The sequence below is a fragment of the Psychrobacillus sp. NPDC096623 genome, assembly GCF_044762655.1.
GTDB lineage: Bacteria > Bacillota > Bacilli > Bacillales_A > Planococcaceae > Psychrobacillus.
Map to the genome: position 1 here is coordinate 572,307 of NZ_JBIWER010000002.1, position 18,532 is coordinate 590,838.

The window sequence follows — 18,532 nt, forward strand, 5'->3', positions numbered from 1 at the left end:
TGCGAGGGATTACTTTGTCATTATTAGAGCTAAGCAACCAATTAATGAAAGAATGCGATGAATGTATTTCGCGTTTTCAACTATATAGAGAACTAGATAAAGAACCTGATTTTTTTACTGATGTAAAGCCCCATGCTTACAAAATAGATGAAATTTTAGTTGAATGGGAACAGCTTGTTCGTAAATGGATTCAAGTAAAACGTCCTAAATATGTCCATCCGAGCCAAGTTGACTCTTTACTTGAATCTATGAAACAGTTTATCGTGCAATCCTATTATAAGGGAACTAGTAAAAAAAGGTTTCTATCGTCTGTCCATTCATCCAAATATACGCTTGAAACCATAGTCCAAGCTATAAAGGAAGTAGGCGATGAGTATGCTTGAAAAAAAGAGTATTCCACAATTATTGGATGCATGGAAAGTGGATGGTAATCGCTTTCCCCAAATTGAACATATTCACACAACCGAAGAAAAAGAAGCAATTTATGCGCCCTTTCCAGATAAAATGCATCAATCAATTCAAAAAGCGCTGAAAAGTCGTGGTGTAAATCAGTTATACATACACCAACGACTTGCTTTTGATGCAGCTTCAGCCGGCAAATCGTATACAACAATAACCCCTACTGCCTCTGGTAAATCACTCTGCTATCATCTTCCTGTTCTTCAGTCGATAATAGAAGATCCGACTTCACGTGCCATTTATTTATTTCCTACTAAAGCATTAGCGCAGGATCAAAAAAGTGATTTAAATAAGTTAATAGAAGCTACTGGGGAAGAAATATTAAGTTATACATATGATGGTGATACTGCACCAGGCATTAGACAAAAAATTCGCAAGTCTGGTCATATCGTATTAACGAATCCTGATATGCTACACTCGGGGATATTACCTCATCATACAAAATGGGTGACGCTTTTTGAGAACTTAAAATATATTGTCATAGATGAAATACATACATATAAGGGTGTATTTGGTAGTCACGTGGCACATGTAATTAGACGATTAAAGCGAATCTGTGCATATTATGGTAGTAATCCTCAGTTTATCTGTACTTCTGCAACGATTAAAAACCCTAAGGAACTAGCTGAGAATTTAACCAATAGTGCACATGAATTGATTAGTCAGAATGGTGCACCAGCAGGGAAAAAACATTTTGTATTTTATAATCCTCCAATTGTACATCCCGTTTTTAACGTAAGAAGAAGTGCTATTTTAGAAGTAAGAGATCTAGCTCAGGAATTATATGTAAATGGTATACAAACAATTGTTTTTGCGAAGAGTCGAGTTCGTGTAGAGATGCTTGTTACTTACTTACAGTCTTTAGTTAGTAAAAAGATTAATGACCAAACGATCCGAGGATACCGGGGTGGATATTTGCCTTCGGAAAGAAGGACGATCGAAAAAGGGTTACGGGATGGGGTTATTCGAACAGTTGTAAGCACGAATGCGTTAGAGTTAGGTGTCGACATTGGGCAGCTACAGGCGTGTATTATGACAGGTTATCCTGGTAACATTGCAAGTGCTTGGCAGCAGGCAGGTAGAGCGGGCAGAAGACAGGATGAAGCACTTATTATTTACGTAGCTCAATCGACAGCTTTAGATCAATATGTTGTCAAACATCCTGAATACTTTCTTGGACAATCTCCAGAGGAAGTTAGAATTCATCCAGATAATATGATTATTTTAATGGACCATTTAAAATGTGCTTCATTTGAATTGCCATTTTCTTTGACCGATTCGTATGCCGAATTTTCAATACAGGAACTATTAGCATTTCTTGAGAGTGAAGGGGTTCTTTTAAGAACATCGGAAAAGTGGCATTGGATGTCCGATAGTTTTCCTGCTAGCAATATTAGCTTACGTTCTGCATCTCAGGAGAATGTGATTATCATCGATCAGTCTATTCCAACTAAAACGAGAGTTATTGGTGAGATGGACCAATATAGTGCAATGACCTTGCTTCACGAAGAAGCTATTTACTTGCACCAAGGAACTCAATTCCAAGTGGAAATATTAGATTGGGAAGAGAAAAAGGCATTTGTACGTGAAGTCGATGTAGATTATTTTACAGATGCCAACATAGCAATCGAGTTAAAAGTGTTAAGCGAAGATAAAGTAAAAGAAGCTGAAATTGGCATGCTCAGGTTCGGAGACATAATTGTGTTAGCACAGCCAACAATATTTAAAAAGATAAAGTTTGATACGCATGATAATATCGGCTCTGGTCCAATTCATTTACCACCGATAGAATTGCATACATCTTCTACTTGGTTTAGTTTTGATAAACCAGAAGGCTGGAAGGATACTTTGTTGTCTGATGCTATGACTGGAGTTTCATACGCTTTACATGCATTTATCCCTTTATTTATTCATTGTGATGCGAAGGATATTCATGTTGTGCCACAAGTAAAATCAATTCATGGAGAAAAACCTACCTTTTATATGTATGACAGCTATCCAGGTGGGATTGGTCTATCTGAGAGAATGTTCGACCTTTGGAATGAGTTAATACCAAGAGTGACCGAACAGGTTGAGGGTTGTAGGTGTAAGAGTGGATGTCCGGCATGCATTGGTGCACAGGATGCAGAGTTGAATTTAAAAGGGGAAGTAATTAAGTTACTACATTTATTGCAGGTGGACAGACATGTCGTATGAAAAAAAGCTTATGCAAATGAAGGGTTTAGTAAAAAAGAAACCATTTGCTGACAACATTAAAAAGGAAGGGCTAGAAATGGCGCTTCCCTTTTATGTGGAGCAATGGGAAAATGCAGGTCTAAAATTGATCAAAGATGAAAAAGGGTTTTACTTTGTAAAGGAAACATTTTATCATTCCAAGCATATACATGGAAATATTGGGCTTAATAAGCTACAACAGGCAAAACAATTTATGCAGGAAGTCTATCCTACTCACCCGTTAACAATTGCTAAAAATAGTCCATTTTGTTTTTATGATACCGAAACGACAGGGTTAAAAGGTGCAGGTGTACTAATTTTCTTAAATGGCGTATTGAAAGAAGTGGAGAATGGATTTTTGCTGACACAATATGTACTAGCAGATCCGGGTCAAGAGGTAAGTTTTTTACGAGCAACTGATTTTTGGGAAAACGAACAGACAATCATTACATATAACGGAAAGAGTTTTGATATCCCTCAATTAGTTGCAAGGTGGACGATGAATCGAAATAATCTGCCACGACTAAAACAGCATCACCAAATTGATTTAATGCATTCCTCTAAAAGAATTTGGAAGGGTGAATTAGAGCGCTTCAAGCTTAAACAGATGGAGGAAATGAAACTAGGTTTTAGAAGAGAAAACGATATTCCTGGCCATCTTGCTCCAATTATTTATTTTGATGCGGTGAAAAGCGGTAATCCAACAAACTTGATGAAGGTGTTAAAGCATAATGAATGGGATATTTTATCGCTCGTTACGTTATATATCCTTTCTGTGGAATTGCTTCAAGACAAAGAAATAATAGAAACTGCAGCAACATACACGAATATTGGTAGATGGTTTCGTGATTTAAAAACGATGGATGCAAGTCAGGATTGGTTTACTTTTGTCGTAAATAATTTTTCAGATGAAGAGTCAAGTATTGCTTATTATTTCGTTGGTCTCCATTTAAAAAGAGCTGGATTATTTCAAGAGAGTCTGCAAGCTTTTCTTCAGGCTTCAAAAGAGACTTCTGGGAAATATCGTATAGAGGTATATATCGAACTTGCCAAGCTATACGAGCACCAACTAAAAAATTTCCCAAAAGCGCTAGAAATAACTCAGCGATGTGTAGAATATGAAGCTAAGCTTTATACAGACAGGAATTCTCGCTTGAAAAAAGAGCTTATTAGGCGGGAAATAAGACTAATGCGTAAATTAAATATTTCCCGGGAAAGCGCAAAACATAACAAAAAGCGCATATAAATGGCTGAAAATACTCCATTATTCGACAGCGATATGCTATAATACGAGTAGCGAATTGTAGATGGAAGGAAGATACCATATGGAATTTAAACTAAAGGCTTCTGATATATTAGAAAAAGAATTTAAAACAGGTTTAAGAGGTTATAACCAAGAAGAGGTAGATGTATTTTTAGACGATATTATTCAAGATTACGAGGCTTTTGAGAAGAGAATTGCTCAACTTCAGTTGGAAAACAAAAAACTTCAAGAACAGCTGGAGGAATTACCAAGGAGAACTCAGGCTGCTGCACCGCAAACAGGGGCAACTAATTTTGATATTTTAAAACGTCTTTCCCATCTTGAAAAACATGTATTTGGAAGTAAATTGTACGAATAATTATATTAGTTCTGTTATGTTGAATCTCCCCGAAATTTCGTATATACTAATGATACCACTTATATATTCGGGCAATCGCTGCAATGCTTGACATTGTAGAGGAAAGTCCATGCTCACACAATTCTGAGATGAATGTAGTGTTCGTGCTTAGTGAAAAAATAAACTAAGGCAGCTAGATTTAGCTGACGGCGGGATGAAGGCCTAAGTCTTAGGATATGGCTGAAAGTCTCTGAAAGTGCCACAGTGACGGAGCTGTATAGGAAACTATACAGGTGGAACGAGGTAAACCCCACGAGTGAGAAACCCAAATTATGGTAGGGGCATCTTCTTGAAGGAATTGAACGGATAGAAGAACAGATTTATTCTGTAGATAGATGATTGCCATCCACATACGTACGAGGTAAAGCACCGTTTGAGTACCGTGGAAACAAAACATGGCTTATTGAGTGTATGAGTGGCTATATTTAATAACTAAGAAGCTCTCCAGAAACGGAGAGCTTTTCTATTACATAAATGATTATTAAAGTACGTTATATGGGAGGGAAGGATTGTGGAAAAACTACAACCACCCACAAAAATACAGACATTTCCCGTTGAATTGGTGGAACAGATTTTTCAATCGACTGTAGAAGGTATAATGATTACAAATGAGAATATGCAAATAACACTTGTAAATAAAGCTTTTGAAACAGTAACCGGCTATAAGTCTTCCGAAGTGCTTGGGAAATTTCCAAGTATTTTGCAGTCAGGTAAACAGGATGCGGACTTTTATAAAGTAATGTGGTCCGAAATTCGTACGAAAGGATTTTGGAAGGGCGAAATCTGGAATAGACGAAAAAATGGAGAGGTATATCCAGAAAATCTCGCAATTTATAGTGTTATAGATGAAACTGGTACACTAACAAATTATTATGGTATATTTTCAGATATTTCCTTTGAAAAAGAGACTGAAAAAGAACTAGAAGAACTTAGTCAAAACGACTTTTTAACAAATATAGCGAATCGACATGCCTTCCATGAATTACTATTTGACAAGGTAAATTATTCAACTGAAAGTCATGCTATTTTATTTATTGACTTAGATCGTTTTAAACAGATAAACGATACGTTGGGAAATGAAATAGGTGACCTTATTTTAAAAGAGGTTGCAACTCGTATTAACTCGCTTGTAGGTCCATCTGATATTTTTGGTCGTTATGGCTCTGATGAATTTATATTTTCCAGATCTAATATTTTTTATCAAAAAGATGCTGCAGTTCTCGCTAAGGAAATAACGAAACTCTTCAGTAAACCATTTTTTGTATGTGGTTCAGAGGTTTATATTAGCGTAAGTATAGGAATTAGCTTATTTCCGCAAGATGGTAAACAGATTGGGAAGTTAATATACAAAGCGGACAAGGCAATGTATTTTGCTAAACAAAATGGCAGAAACCAATATGCCTTTTATTTTGAGGAATTGAAAAAGGATTCCAAGATAGAAATAATCATGGAAGCAGAGCTAAGGAAAGCCATACAAAACAAAGACTTTTTTATCCAATACCAGCCTAAAATTGACCTAGAAAAACATGAAATTATAGGTGTAGAAGCTTTAGTAAGATGGAAAAATGATCAGTTAGGTTTTGTTTCACCCGCTGAGTTTATACCTATTGCTGAGGATACAGGTCTTATAATTCCTTTAAGCGAAGTTATTTTAGAAAAAGTTTGTATGGATATACTAGAGGCAAGATCCCGAGGCAAAATACATATATTGCCCGTATCTATTAATATTGCTTCGCTCCATTTTCAGCAGGATGATTTTATCGAGCGTATAAATTCTATCCTAATGCAGTATAATTGTAGTCCTCAGCTTTTGGAGCTAGAGCTTACAGAACGCACAGTTATGAAGGATTCCATCGATATAGTAAGTAAACTGGTAAAACTAAAAGGGATGGGATTCAAGATTTCTATTGATGATTTTGGAACTGGATATTCATCCCTAAGTTATTTAAATAGATTTCCGCTCAATTATTTGAAAATTGATAGAAGCTTTGTCCAACAAATTACTAATTTACAAGACAAGCAAGCTATAGTAGAAGCAATCATTTTAATGGCTCATCGTCTGCGTATAAAAGTAATTGCAGAAGGCGTAGAAACTGAGGACCAAGCGAAGCTTTTAAAAGAGATGGGCTGCGATATCATTCAAGGGTTTTATTATAGTAAATCTCTTGCGATTAATGAGCTTTTGGATTTTATCGAGTTATGGGAAATTTATAAACAAGAAAGGAATATATAATGACAACTTTTAAATTAGTAGCAACTTCAGCTATGGGGCTAGAATCCATCGTTGCAGATGAAGTAAAAGCACTAGGATATGAAACTACAACAGAAAACGGCAAGATTTATTTTGAAGGGGACGAGCGTGCAATAGCACGAGCAAATATTTGGTTACGTGTTGCAGACCGAGTGAAGATTGTAGCTGCTCAGTTCCCAGCCAAAACATTTGATGAGCTATTTGAACGTACAAAAGCAATTCAATGGGAAAAATTCTTGCCAGTGGATGCAGCTTTTCCTGTTCAAGGAAAATCAGTAAAATCAACCTTATTCAGTGTTCCAGACTGTCAGGCAATTGTAAAAAAAGCAGTAGTGGAACGCTTAAAATTAGCTCATAAAAGAATAGGTTTTTTAGACGAATCTGGCGCAACATTTAAACTGGAAATTAGTATATTGAAAGATATTGCTACTATTACAATTGATACAAGTGGTGCAGGCCTTCATAAACGTGGATATCGTCACGGCCAAGGGGAAGCTCCATTGAAGGAAACACTTGCAGCAGCTTTAGTGAAAATTTCAAAATGGAGTCCCAACCGACCATTTGTAGATCCTTTTTGCGGTTCTGGTACTATTCCGATTGAAGCAGCAATGATTGGACAAAATATTGCACCAGGCTTTAATCGTGACTTTCATAGTGAAGCATGGCCATGGATGCCAAAAACAATTTGGGAAGAAGTGCGTAATGAAGCAGAATCATTAGCTAATTATGATCAAGAGCTTCAAATTATTGGATCAGATATTGATCATAAAATGGTTCAAATTGCTGAGCAAAATGCATTTGAATCTGGATTTGCTGATTTAATCACATTTAAACAAATGCATGCAAAGGATTTTACTACTACTTTGACGGACGGAGTAATGGTCAGTAACCCACCTTACGGAGAGCGTATTGGTGAAGTGGAAGTAATTGAGCAGGTAATTAGTGAACTAGGACATTTGATGGAAAAATATCCATCGTGGTCCGTATATATGTTGTCGTCTATGGAAAACTTTGAGAATGTATACGGTAGAAGAGCAACCAAAAAGCGTAAATTATTTAATGGATTTATTCGAACGGATTACTATCAGTTCTGGGGTAAACGTTCATAACAGTAAGGGAGACTGGTTTCTCCCTTGCTGTTATATTATTATTTAAGGGAGTTTTTATATGAAACAAGCTTTACCATTCCAACTATCAAAAGACCGTTCTTTCTTCGAATCATTAGGAGATTGGATGGGTGATGTCTTATATGATGAATTACCTGAAAAAGGTTTTGAATGTCGTGATGAACAAATTTTCATGGCTTATCAGATTGAAAAGACTTTAAAAGAGAAAAATGTACTATTCGCAGAAGCTGGAGTAGGTACGGGTAAAACAATTGCTTATTTACTTCCTGCTATTTCGTATGCTCGTTATACCGGAAAACCAGCATTGATCGCATGCGCAGATGAAACGTTAATAGAACAGCTAGTTAAAGAAGCTGGAGATATTTTTAAGCTTCAAAACTATTTGGATATTAAAATCGATGTACGTTTAGCAAAATCTCGTGATCAATATTTGTGTTTGAAACGACTAGAAGAAGCGCAAAAAGATGATGAGAATGAATACTTTTTAGAAGAAATTGAAGACCAAGTTCCTGATTTTGTTTATGCGCATTCATCTATGCAAAAAATTTATCCATATGGGGAACGCAGTCAATTTGCTGGTGTAAGCGATGAGGATTGGCAAAAAGTAAACTATCATCCTACCCAACAATGTATGGTATGTGATCTGCGAAATCGTTGTGGCCAAACAATTCACCGTCAGCATTATCGTGAGTCTACAGACTTGATCATTTGTTCACATGAATTTTTAATGGAGCATATTTGGACAAAGGAATCGCGTATTAGAGAAGGTCAAATGCCTTTATTGCCAGAAGTATCGATGGCTGTTTTGGATGAAGGACATTTACTTGAATTTGCTGCTCAAAAAGCATTAACGTATGAAATTCAAAGTGAAACACTTATTCGATTATTAGAAAAAGTAATGGTCGATGGTGTAAGAGAAAAAACGTTAAATTTGATGGAAGCTCTACAAGATTTACATGACAAGATTTTTGGATTATTACGTATTGGTAGTAATATGGAAGAAACAGACCGGATGAAGGTTGATAAATCTCCAGAGTTAATGCAATTATGTAAACAGGCTATTAAAGTAACAGATAGCTTACTTGAAGAATTTGTATTCGAGTCGGAGTTATTTACAATTCCAGAATATGAGTTACGTATGGTGGAAGAATTTTTAGAGCAATATACATTCTCACTTCGTTTATTTACCGAAAAAGGGGATGGCATTGAATGGTTAGAAATTATTGATGGTTATGAAACATTAATCATTATGCCTAGATTAGTTACAGATATCTTACATGAGAAATTATTTACTTCTAAAATTCCGATTGTCTTTTCATCTGCTACATTATCTATCGAAAAAGACTTTACGTATATTGCGGATTCATTAGGAATTGAGAAATTCCAATCGTTCTCCGTTGCATCACCATTTGATTATGATGAAGTAATGAAGATATATGCCACGGAAATGGAACAGCAGGAGAAACCTTATCATGTGGAAAAACTATTAAAAGACTCGATGCAAACACTTATTTTGTTTAAATCGAAAGCTGCAATGGCATCCTTTAGAGCAACTATTGGAGATAGAAATGATATCGTCTTTGAAGGTGATCGTGAACTATCAACCATTGTGAAGGAATTCCAAAATGGTGAGTACTCGACTTTATGTTCTTATCACCTTTGGGAAGGTTTGGACTTACCATTAGAAGCATTAACGAGAGTTATTATTTATGATCTGCCCCTTCCACCGGTAGATCCATTATTTGATGCAAAACGATCTTTCTCTAACAATCCATTCGAGGAAGTAGAATTGCCATTTATGCTACTAAGATTACAACAGGGTATTGGACGATTGATCCGTACCTCTAGTGATTACGGGGAAATTCATTTATTGTTAAATGAAGAGGAAGCACAGCTAAAAAACAGATTTACAGGGGTATTACCTACATCTATTTCATAATGATACTAGGGGGAAAAGAAATGTCAGTAGAACAAAGTTTTTTAGATTATGTTAAAAAGATTGGTGCTTATCAAGAAGCATTAGGGGTGCTTTATTGGGATATGCGAACTGGTGCACCGAAAAAGGGAATTGATCAGCGCTCAGAAGTTGTTGGGGTACTTGCAACAGATGTATTTAATTTATCGACTTCAGATGAACTAAAAGGATTACTTGACGAAATGGAAGTGGAGCTAGATTCCGTTACTGAAGTAACTAAACGTGTTTTTGAAGAAGTTAAAAAAGAATATAATTTAAGTAAGAAAATTCCTTCAGATGAGTATAACAAGTTTGTCGTGCTTCAATCTAAATCAGAATCTATTTGGGAAGAAGCGAAAGCTAAAAATGATTGGTCCATGTTCCAACCGTATTTAAATGAAATGGTAACAACTTTGAAGAAATTTGTGGATTATTGGGGAGTAAAAGATAACAATCCATACAATGTGTTGTTAGATCAATACGAACCAGGGATGACAACAGAAATTTTAGATGGAGTTTTTAGTGAATTAAGAGAAAAAATCGTGTCTTTATTGAAGCGGATTTCAGAATCACCAAACCAACCTAAGACTGATTTCCTGTTTGAATCTTTTGATAAAAAGAAACAGGAGGCATTTAGTTTAGATATTCTTAAGCAGCTTGGCTATGATTTTGAAGCTGGAAGATTAGATGAAACAGTACATCCATTTGCAACTGGCTTAAATAGGGGGGACGTACGAATCACGACTAAATATGATGAGTACGATTTCCGTTCTGCTGTGTTCGGTACTATACATGAATGTGGTCATGCAATATACGAGCAAAATGTTGCAGAGGAGCTAACAGGAACTCCTTTAGCAGGTGGAGCTTCCATGGGTATTCATGAATCCCAATCATTATTTTATGAAAATTTTGTTGGACGAAATCCAAAGTTCTGGGAACAAAACTATGAAAAGCTACAAAGTTACTCTCCTGAACAATTTGGAGAAGTTCCGATGGAAGATTTTCTCCGGGCAATCAACGAAGTCAAACCTTCCTTAATTCGTATCGAAGCAGATGAGCTAACATATGCTCTTCATATTATGATTCGTTATGAAATCGAAAAAGGGTTGTTTAACGGAGATTTAAAAGTAGAGGACTTACCAGACATTTGGAATTCCAAATATGAGGAATATTTAGGTGTTAGACCATCTACAAATGCAGAAGGTATTCTTCAGGATGTACACTGGGCAGGTGCAAGCTTTGGTTATTTCCCATCCTATGCACTAGGCTATATATATGCATCTCAGTTTAAAGCAGCAATGCTAAAAGATATTCCACAGTTTGATAGTTTACTAGAACAAGGCGATCTGGCACCTATCAAGGAATGGCTTACACAAAATGTGCATCAGTATGGAGCGCTTAAAAAGCCTTGGGAAATTCTTAAATCAGCAACAGGTGAAGGGCTTAACGGTAAATACTTAGCAGATTATTTAGAAGAAAAGTACACAAGAATTTATAAGCTTTAATAAGAATGGTTAAGCGATTTTGTAGATATTAGAGCTCAAGGCGGCGACTACAGTGGCAAAAGAAAGCTGAAGATCCCACAAGCCAGGCAAGGAGGGTAAAGCAACGCCCGCGGAAATTGTTCGGCCGGAGCGGGAATCAACTTTGCTTGAAATTCACCATTGAAATAGCCTTTTGTAAAATTAGTTATACTAAATAAAATGGTTAGTCTTGACATAAGTCTCGACTAACCATTTTTCAATTTTACTACCAGAATTTATATCCTTTTGAGCCTGGAGGGGCATTTTGGATCATATCTATCACTGGAACTGTATAGGCAAACAAGATTAATGCTATACAAATTGTTAACCAAATTTTCCAGTTTTCCAACCACATAGGTGACTTTTCAGCATGCTCTGAAACTTCTCCAATAGGGAACTCTGTTTCCCCTTTAGGAGCAAAGAATAATAGATTTACGACAATATATAGTACTAAAATAATACCTACGAAAAGAATTGTTCCACCAACTGCTTGTGCAATTTGGTACGGAATCCAATCAGTTGCTTGCGTTGCACCACCATAAGTAGAGAAGTCAGAGCGGCGAGGTGCTCCCATCAAGCCTACAATATGCATTGCAGCTGACATAATAGTCATACCGACTGCCCAAACAATACCTTGAATAATAGCTAATTTGTTCATTTGTTTTGTCAGCACTCTACCAGTTAAGTGAGGTAGTAACCAGTAAGATGCGCCAAAGAAAGTTAGGACTACAGTTGTTGCTACTGTTAAATGGAAATGACCAGTTACCCAGATCGTATTATGAATTAACTGATTCATCTGGTGAGATGCGTTAATAATACCACCTGCACCAGCAGGTACAAACGCGACCATTCCGATGAATGGAACTGTAAATCTAGCATCATTCCACGGAAGTTTTTTAAACCAACCAAATAATCCTTTAGCACCAAGCTGTCTTCCACGTAATTCAAATGAAGCAAACATTGAAAATGCTGTTAATAGGGAAGGAATAACAACCATCATCGTTAATACTACCTGTAAGAACTTCCAGAATGACTGAATCCCTGGTTCTGTTAACTGATGATGGAACCCAACCGGAATAGAGAATAGTAAGAATAGCATAAAAGAAAGTCTAGCTAAAGCATCAGAGAAAATTTTTCCACCAATAATTTTTGGAATGACTACGTACCAAACCATATATGCTGGTAATAACCAGAAGTATACTAATGGATGCCCGAAATACCAGAATAACGTACGAGAAAGCAATACATCTACTTTATCAACCCATCCTAAAGACCACGGTATAAGCTGGAATACTACTTCTACAGCTACTCCTAAAGAACAGATTTGCCACATAGCCATATTGACAACAACCATAAACGACAAAAGAGGACTAGGTTGACCAGGATTCGCTTTACGCCATTCAACGTACTTCATAAATAAAGCAATACCAACAATCCAAGATCCTACAACTACTAATGCCATACCCACATAAAAAATCCAATGTGCTTGAAGAGGGGCGTAGAATGTATACAATACAGAAGCTTCGTTTAATAAAACCATTGTTGCAGCTGCAACCGTACCAATAGTCATTACCCAGAAACCAATCCAACCGAGTAAGCGTTGTTTGTCTGTAAACGTACCAGAAGTTCTGCTCATAGCAGCGATTTGGAAACCAAGAATAAAATATGTTGTTAAAATAAGACCTAATAACACACCATGAACAGTTAAAACTTGATAATACCCAATTTCCCAAGGGAGTGTAAATTTACCAGAGCGTACTAAAACTTGTAGTAATCCACAAAGACCACCGATGAATAATGCGATAAATGCTACATACATATTAGCAAGAGCTAATTTACCATCACGACGATCAACTATAGTAAAACCTAATGCTTTTTCTTTAATCGTTGTCATTTACTCCACCACCTTTAGCATAGACGTCATAGAAGAATGTCCTACGCCACAATATTCATTACATAAGATTAAAAACTCCCCGGCTTTGTCTACTGTTGTTACGTACTCCGAAACATAACCTGGTTCAAGAATCATATTTATATTTGTTCCTGCAACTTGAAATCCATGAACAACGTCTTTAGTTGTAGATATGAACTTTACAGTGGAACCTAATGGCACCTCAATCTCAGGAGGATTATAGAAAAAGACAGAAGCTACTAGAACTACTTCATAGTCCCATTTTTTCCCTTCTACTTTATGAACCCCTGGATTATTAAATGGGGCTATTTCATCCACTCGCTCTGGATCGATGTAAACCTTACCTGTTGGGGGATGTGAACCAAAATGGAATGCACTATAACCAACTATACCTAAAAATAATACCAACGAGCTAATCCCAAAAGTTAGCCACCACTTTTCATACTTATGGATATGCATAAGTCCTAAACCTCCAATTAAATTAAAATCTGTCTATGAATAAGTAAAATGCCATGAACCAAGTAACTAACATAAATATGCCAACAAAACCAACTGAATAAAGAGTACCTTTTAAATCAGAATCTTTTTCTTTCTTTTTTGACATTTACTTACACCTCCTCAAATTCAACTTGTATAATTCCATAATAAATATATTAGTAGTGAGAAGATGTGATAAAAATCACACTCACGCATGTAAACTGTGAATTATATGTGAAATGTGATCGCTAACTTGGATAATTACAAAATTAGAATCATTTTTAAAAATAAAAAAAGAACCTTCCTTCAAATAGGAGGTTCTATTCCTTATTCATCTATTGTTAATATAATTGTCATTGCACCAATATTTTCAATCACTACAGGTAATTTAAATGCATGTTGAAATCCAAATAAACGGGTAGAACCGACAATAACAGTAGGGGGAGTTATATCAACTTGAACTCCACTACTTGCAACCGATGTACATATATTTCCTGCGACCATATTCCCGAGCTCGCCAGTAAAGGACTCGAGCATTTCACCTTCTAATGGCATTCCGAACATAGTTGCACCAATAGCAGAGAAGCTTTCAGCAGTAGAATCAATAATTATTCTTCCTTTAATATCACCGATAATTCCAATAAGTACACCCATTTCTTTTTGTTCAAATGGTTGCACCATCAAGGAAGGGGGTTTAATGTCCATTGAGATTGGTATAACTGATTTAAGGGATTGGATTGTCCCATTTAAAACTGTTTGAATATGTTTAGAAGTACTCATTTTTTCCCCTCCATCTAGTATAGATGTAACAATTTTATCATGTGGGATAGGAAAAAAGAATAGATTTTGTAGAATTTTGAAATATAATGTGGTATCATATGAATGAGAATGAATATCAAATTCAATTGGGAGGATGATTTATATGTTAGCTATTATCATTGGTTCGTCCATTATATTGTATAGTGGAGTAACAGCATATATTTTAAAATCTACCGCACCTAAGGCCAAAATCATATAAATAATCGTGATGACATTATTGGTGAAAGCAAAAAGATAGCAATATACCGTTTCAATTCTGAATAATATTATTATTTACTAGGTGACCGCCGATTTTGGTGGTCTTTTTTTGGTGATTTTTTACTATTCCAACTTACATGTTCATTTTTCCAACTAAATTTAAAAAAATTCCAACTAAACTGCCCATAATTCCAACTAGAGTATCAACCCCTCCAAAAATAGAATTAAAATTTCTCTTTTCGAGATTAAATACTTGCTGAATCGAAGTTTATTGTTATAGACGTTAAAATTTTGCTATGATAGGTATACATTGTCGAATTATGAAGGAGATAAACTTTTTATATGCAGAACTCAAAGGAATTACAAACGATAAAAGAACAAAATGCATTACTTGCAGCTATTTTCCAAAAAAACAATGACGACGAACGTTATCGTAAATCTAAATTATTTGCTAGTAAACTGGAAAAAGGCACATTTACTATTGCCTTCGCAGGTCACTTTTCCGCTGGTAAATCGAGTATGATCAATGCGTTAGTAGACGAACAATTACTTCCAACCAGTCCGATTCCAACATCTGCAAATATCGTAACAGTCCAAAATACGGCAGATAACTATGCACTCGTTCACTTCGTAGATCAGCCGCCTGTCAGATTTTCTGGAGAGTATGATATACAACTAGTAAAAAAATATTCAAAAGATGGCAGCAAGGTTTCTCAAATTGAAATAGGACATGCCACTTCAAAGCTCCCAAAAGGTATCACTATAATGGATACTCCCGGAGTAGACTCAACAGATGATGCGCATCGAATTTCTACTGAATCTGCCCTGCACTTAGCAGATATTGTTTTTTACGTAATGGATTATAATCATGTTCAGTCAGAGCTAAACTTTCAATTTACGAAGCAATTACTTCATTATAATAAAAATGTATATTTAATCGTAAACCAAGTGGATAAGCATCGAGAAGAGGAATTACCATTCGCTGCCTATAAGCAATCAGTCTCAGATGCTTTCAAATCTTGGTCTGTTGAGCCGAAAGCGATTTTTTATACTAGCTTAAAAAATAAGGACTTTATACATAACGACTTTCCACAGGTTCAACAAATCGTGACTAGCTCTATTGAAAACAAAGAGGATTATTATTTAACGCTTGCACAAGCTACGTTAGAAAAATTGAAGGATGAGCATGTAGATTTCCTAGAGGATGAAAAAGCAGCATGTTTTGAAACCTTTGATAACCAGCTTAGTGAAGAGGATTGGAACAATAAAGAAGATATTAAAGAACAATTGGAACTTGCTCAAAAACAAGTAAAACTCCAAGACGTTACTCTATGGAAAAAGACTTTCGAGGAACTTCGTAAAAACATATTAGAAAATGCTTCTATTATGACGTTTGAGATGCGTGAAGCATTGAAATCGTATGCGGAGAGTAAGCAAACAACTTTTAAAGTAGGCTTTTTAGGAAGCAAAAAGAAAACCGAGGAAGAGAGACAAAGAAGACTAAACGATGTAATAAGTCAGTTAGATAAAATTATTTCCACGAATATAACAAATCATTTGAAGTTATTGATGAAGCGGATGTTAAAAGACGTTTCCTTACTAACTGAGGAAAAAACAACCCAAATCGATGAAATCCAATTTAGCATACCAACTAGACTTATCGACAATTCTTTACATGAGGGTGCAAGTACGACCGGTAATGCAATCTTGAATTTTGCTAATCGTGTTACCGAAGCTGTTAATCGTTATTACATCAATGAAACAGATTTATGGAAAGAAGAAAGTATACTTTATATTGAAGAAAATCCGATTGAGGATGAAGACCATATAGCATCAAAAACAAATGAATTAACCGAAAAGAAATTAGCGATACATGCATTAGAAGAAATAGATACACGAATCCAAACATTCGAAAAAACAGTTTCTACTCCATCCTTGCCACTGCGGAAAGATCGAGATGAATTGTTAAAAAACTGGGAACAGGAACGACTTCAATTTGAAAATTCAATTACTGCCTATGAGGAACAAGAACACACTTCGGAGCAGCCAGTTGAAAATGTGGCGCAGGTTGAAGAGGTAAAGAACAAGGAAGTTCTTCTTTCTGCAGAGGCTGTAGTTAGTCGTGCAAAAAGAATTGGAGAAGTATTAGCTGAGTTGCCAGCTTTTGAACAGGCGGCTGCAACTATTAAAAGGAAGGCTTTAAGAGTTGAAAACCAACAATTTACTATTGCTTTGTTTGGAGCATTTAGTGCTGGGAAATCTAGCTTTTCCAATGCATTAATGGGAGCAAATGTATTGCCGGTTTCCCCTAATCCTACAACAGCTGCTATCAATAAAATCCATCCTATATCTGAAAAACATCTGCATAATACCGCTGATGTTGTGTTGAAATCAGAGGGACAAATATTAGCTGATGTGTCGCATGCATATGAGCAGCTTGGTATAACTGTCCATACCTTAGAGGAAGCTTATGAGAAGGCTAGTTCTGTTATGAAAGAGAAAGTAGTTGAAGAGGTTCATAAGTCGTTTGTTACAGCTTTTTATAAAGGATATCCAACATTTAAGGCACAGTTAGGTAATGTTCTACACGTTTCTGGAGAAGAATTCGGCCAATTTGTCGCAGACGAATCCAAAAGCTGTTTTGTTGATTTCATCGATTTTTATTATGATTGTGAACTAACAAGATTAGGCGTTACACTCGTAGACACTCCTGGAGCCGATTCGATTAATGCGAGACATACAGGAGTTGCATTTGACTATATTCGCAATGCGGATGCTGTATTGTTTGTCACTTATTTTAATCATGCATTTTCTAAAGCGGACCGTGAGTTCCTTATTCAGCTCGGTCGGGTAAAGGATGCATTCGAGCTAGATAAAATGTTCTTCGTGGTAAATGCAATCGATTTAGCAGACTCTGAAGAGGAAGCTACTTTAGTAAAGCAATATGTTCAGGATGAACTTCAACGATTTGGCATTCGTTTCCCAAGAGTTTATGGTGTTTCAAGTTTACAAGGATTAAAAGAAAAACTAAGTGGTTTATCGGTCCATAAAGGAATGCAACAATTTGAAGAATCCTTCCATCATTTCCTTGAAAAAGACTTAAAACAAATTTCTATTACTGCTCTCGAAGAGGAAGCGACACGTCAACAATCGAAATTATTAAGCTTAATCGATCAAACAGAAGCAAATCTTGCAAGGAAAGACCAACGATTAATCGAGCTCCGAAATTATGAACAAAATATTCGTAAAAGGTATTCAATTGGGAAGTCCACACAAATTGCAAAAGATGCAAAACAGGAGTTAGATACACTCCTTTATTACGTTTTACAACGTGTATTTTATCGTTTCAATGAATTCTTCAAAGAAGCTTATAATCCGTCTTTATTTGCCAATAACTCTGCATCTGTCGCACTGGACCTTGCCTTAAAGGATATTCTCAAAATGATTCGTTTTGATATTGAACAAGAAATGCGTGTATCTAATTTCCGCATTCTCCAGTTTATTCAACAGCAAATCCTTCAAATGGAAAAAGAAGAAATTCGTGTGCTTAAAGATTGGAACGCAAGCTTTACGTTTAGTCCTCATGAAGTAATGGAGAGAGAGTTGCTAGATTTTGTAGGACCTTTTGAAAGCGTTGCGAAATATGATCAAGTTAAATCCTACTTCAAAAATACAAAAAGCTTTTTTGAGAACAATGAAAAAGAAAAACTTCGCGATGCGTTAGCTGACCTTTCTAAAATAGAAGCAGATGGGTATTTAACGAAGGAAAAAGATCGTTTAGGTAATTGGATTGAACAATATTCAGATATTGAATCTGAGGCATTACGATTAAAGTTATTACAGGAATCGATAACTCAAATAGATGCAGAACGAAAATTATTAGAGCAGGAAGAAACACTTCGTTTGTGGAAATCAATATACGCACGACTATAAAGGA

The 18,532-nt window shown here is 35.9% G+C and carries 13 protein-coding genes and 1 other RNA gene; 10 read left to right on the plus strand and 4 right to left on the minus strand.

Going from position 1 to position 18,532, the window contains the following annotated elements; genetic code table 11:
* The first annotated feature begins 14 nt into the window (after window positions 1-14).
* The 9 genes from ACIQX2_RS07605 to ACIQX2_RS07645 all read left to right on the plus strand — a co-directional run bounded on the left by ACIQX2_RS07605 (window position 15) and on the right by ACIQX2_RS07645 (window position 11,171).
* Entirely contained in the window at window positions 15-383 is a 369-nt protein-coding gene (locus ACIQX2_RS07605; RefSeq protein WP_402848137.1) for a YppE family protein, read from the plus strand.
* Entirely contained in the window at window positions 376-2,655 is a 2,280-nt protein-coding gene (locus tag ACIQX2_RS07610; protein WP_402849147.1) for a DEAD/DEAH box helicase, read from the plus strand. Before ACIQX2_RS07605 ends, ACIQX2_RS07610 begins: the two co-directional genes overlap by 8 nt.
* Entirely contained in the window at window positions 2,645-3,919 is a 1,275-nt protein-coding gene (locus ACIQX2_RS07615) for a ribonuclease H-like domain-containing protein (protein ID WP_402848139.1), read from the plus strand. The genes ACIQX2_RS07610 and ACIQX2_RS07615 overlap by 11 nt, the downstream gene beginning before the upstream one ends.
* A gap of 79 nt (window positions 3,920-3,998) precedes the next feature.
* A complete protein-coding gene (gpsB, locus tag ACIQX2_RS07620) occupies window positions 3,999-4,295 on the plus strand; it encodes a cell division regulator GpsB (protein WP_402848141.1) in 297 nt (98 codons plus the stop codon).
* Window positions 4,296-4,358: 63 nt separating this feature from the next.
* An RNA gene (gene rnpB, locus ACIQX2_RS07625) (RNase P RNA component class B) lies at window positions 4,359-4,742 on the plus strand.
* A 103-nt stretch (window positions 4,743-4,845) separates the two neighbouring features.
* A complete protein-coding gene (locus ACIQX2_RS07630) occupies window positions 4,846-6,567 on the plus strand; it encodes a putative bifunctional diguanylate cyclase/phosphodiesterase (RefSeq protein ID WP_402848143.1) in 1,722 nt (573 codons plus the stop codon).
* A complete protein-coding gene (locus ACIQX2_RS07635; protein WP_402848145.1) occupies window positions 6,567-7,694 on the plus strand; it encodes a THUMP domain-containing class I SAM-dependent RNA methyltransferase in 1,128 nt (375 codons plus the stop codon). Before ACIQX2_RS07630 ends, ACIQX2_RS07635 begins: the two co-directional genes overlap by 1 nt.
* 58 nt (window positions 7,695-7,752) lie before the next feature.
* On the plus strand, window positions 7,753-9,651 hold the full coding sequence (locus tag ACIQX2_RS07640; RefSeq protein ID WP_402848147.1) for an ATP-dependent DNA helicase: 1,899 nt from the start codon (window positions 7,753-7,755) through the stop codon (window positions 9,649-9,651).
* 20 nt (window positions 9,652-9,671) lie between these two features.
* On the plus strand, window positions 9,672-11,171 hold the full coding sequence (locus tag ACIQX2_RS07645; RefSeq protein WP_402848149.1) for a carboxypeptidase M32: 1,500 nt from the start codon (window positions 9,672-9,674) through the stop codon (window positions 11,169-11,171).
* 244 nt (window positions 11,172-11,415) lie between these two features.
* Here ACIQX2_RS07645 and ACIQX2_RS07650 read toward each other — a convergent pair whose 3' ends face one another.
* From ACIQX2_RS07650 to ACIQX2_RS07665, 4 genes are all read right to left on the minus strand, one after another.
* The gene (locus tag ACIQX2_RS07650) at window positions 11,416-13,083 is read right to left on the minus strand and encodes a b(o/a)3-type cytochrome-c oxidase subunit 1 (protein WP_402848151.1); all 1,668 of its coding nucleotides are present in this window, start codon (window positions 13,081-13,083) and stop codon (window positions 11,416-11,418) included.
* Entirely contained in the window at window positions 13,084-13,560 is a 477-nt protein-coding gene (locus ACIQX2_RS07655; RefSeq protein ID WP_402848153.1) for a cupredoxin domain-containing protein, read from the minus strand.
* A 22-nt stretch (window positions 13,561-13,582) separates the two neighbouring features.
* Complete coding sequence (locus ACIQX2_RS07660; RefSeq protein ID WP_402848155.1) at window positions 13,583-13,705, minus strand: cytochrome c oxidase subunit 2A; 123 nt, start codon at window positions 13,703-13,705, stop codon at window positions 13,583-13,585.
* 200 nt (window positions 13,706-13,905) lie between these two features.
* Complete coding sequence (locus tag ACIQX2_RS07665) at window positions 13,906-14,358, minus strand: chemotaxis protein CheX (protein WP_402848158.1); 453 nt, start codon at window positions 14,356-14,358, stop codon at window positions 13,906-13,908.
* Window positions 14,359-14,937: 579 nt separating this feature from the next.
* Here ACIQX2_RS07665 and ACIQX2_RS07670 point away from each other — a divergent pair.
* On the plus strand, window positions 14,938-18,528 hold the full coding sequence (locus ACIQX2_RS07670; protein WP_402848160.1) for a dynamin family protein: 3,591 nt from the start codon (window positions 14,938-14,940) through the stop codon (window positions 18,526-18,528).
* The last annotated feature ends 4 nt before the right edge of the window (window positions 18,529-18,532 follow it).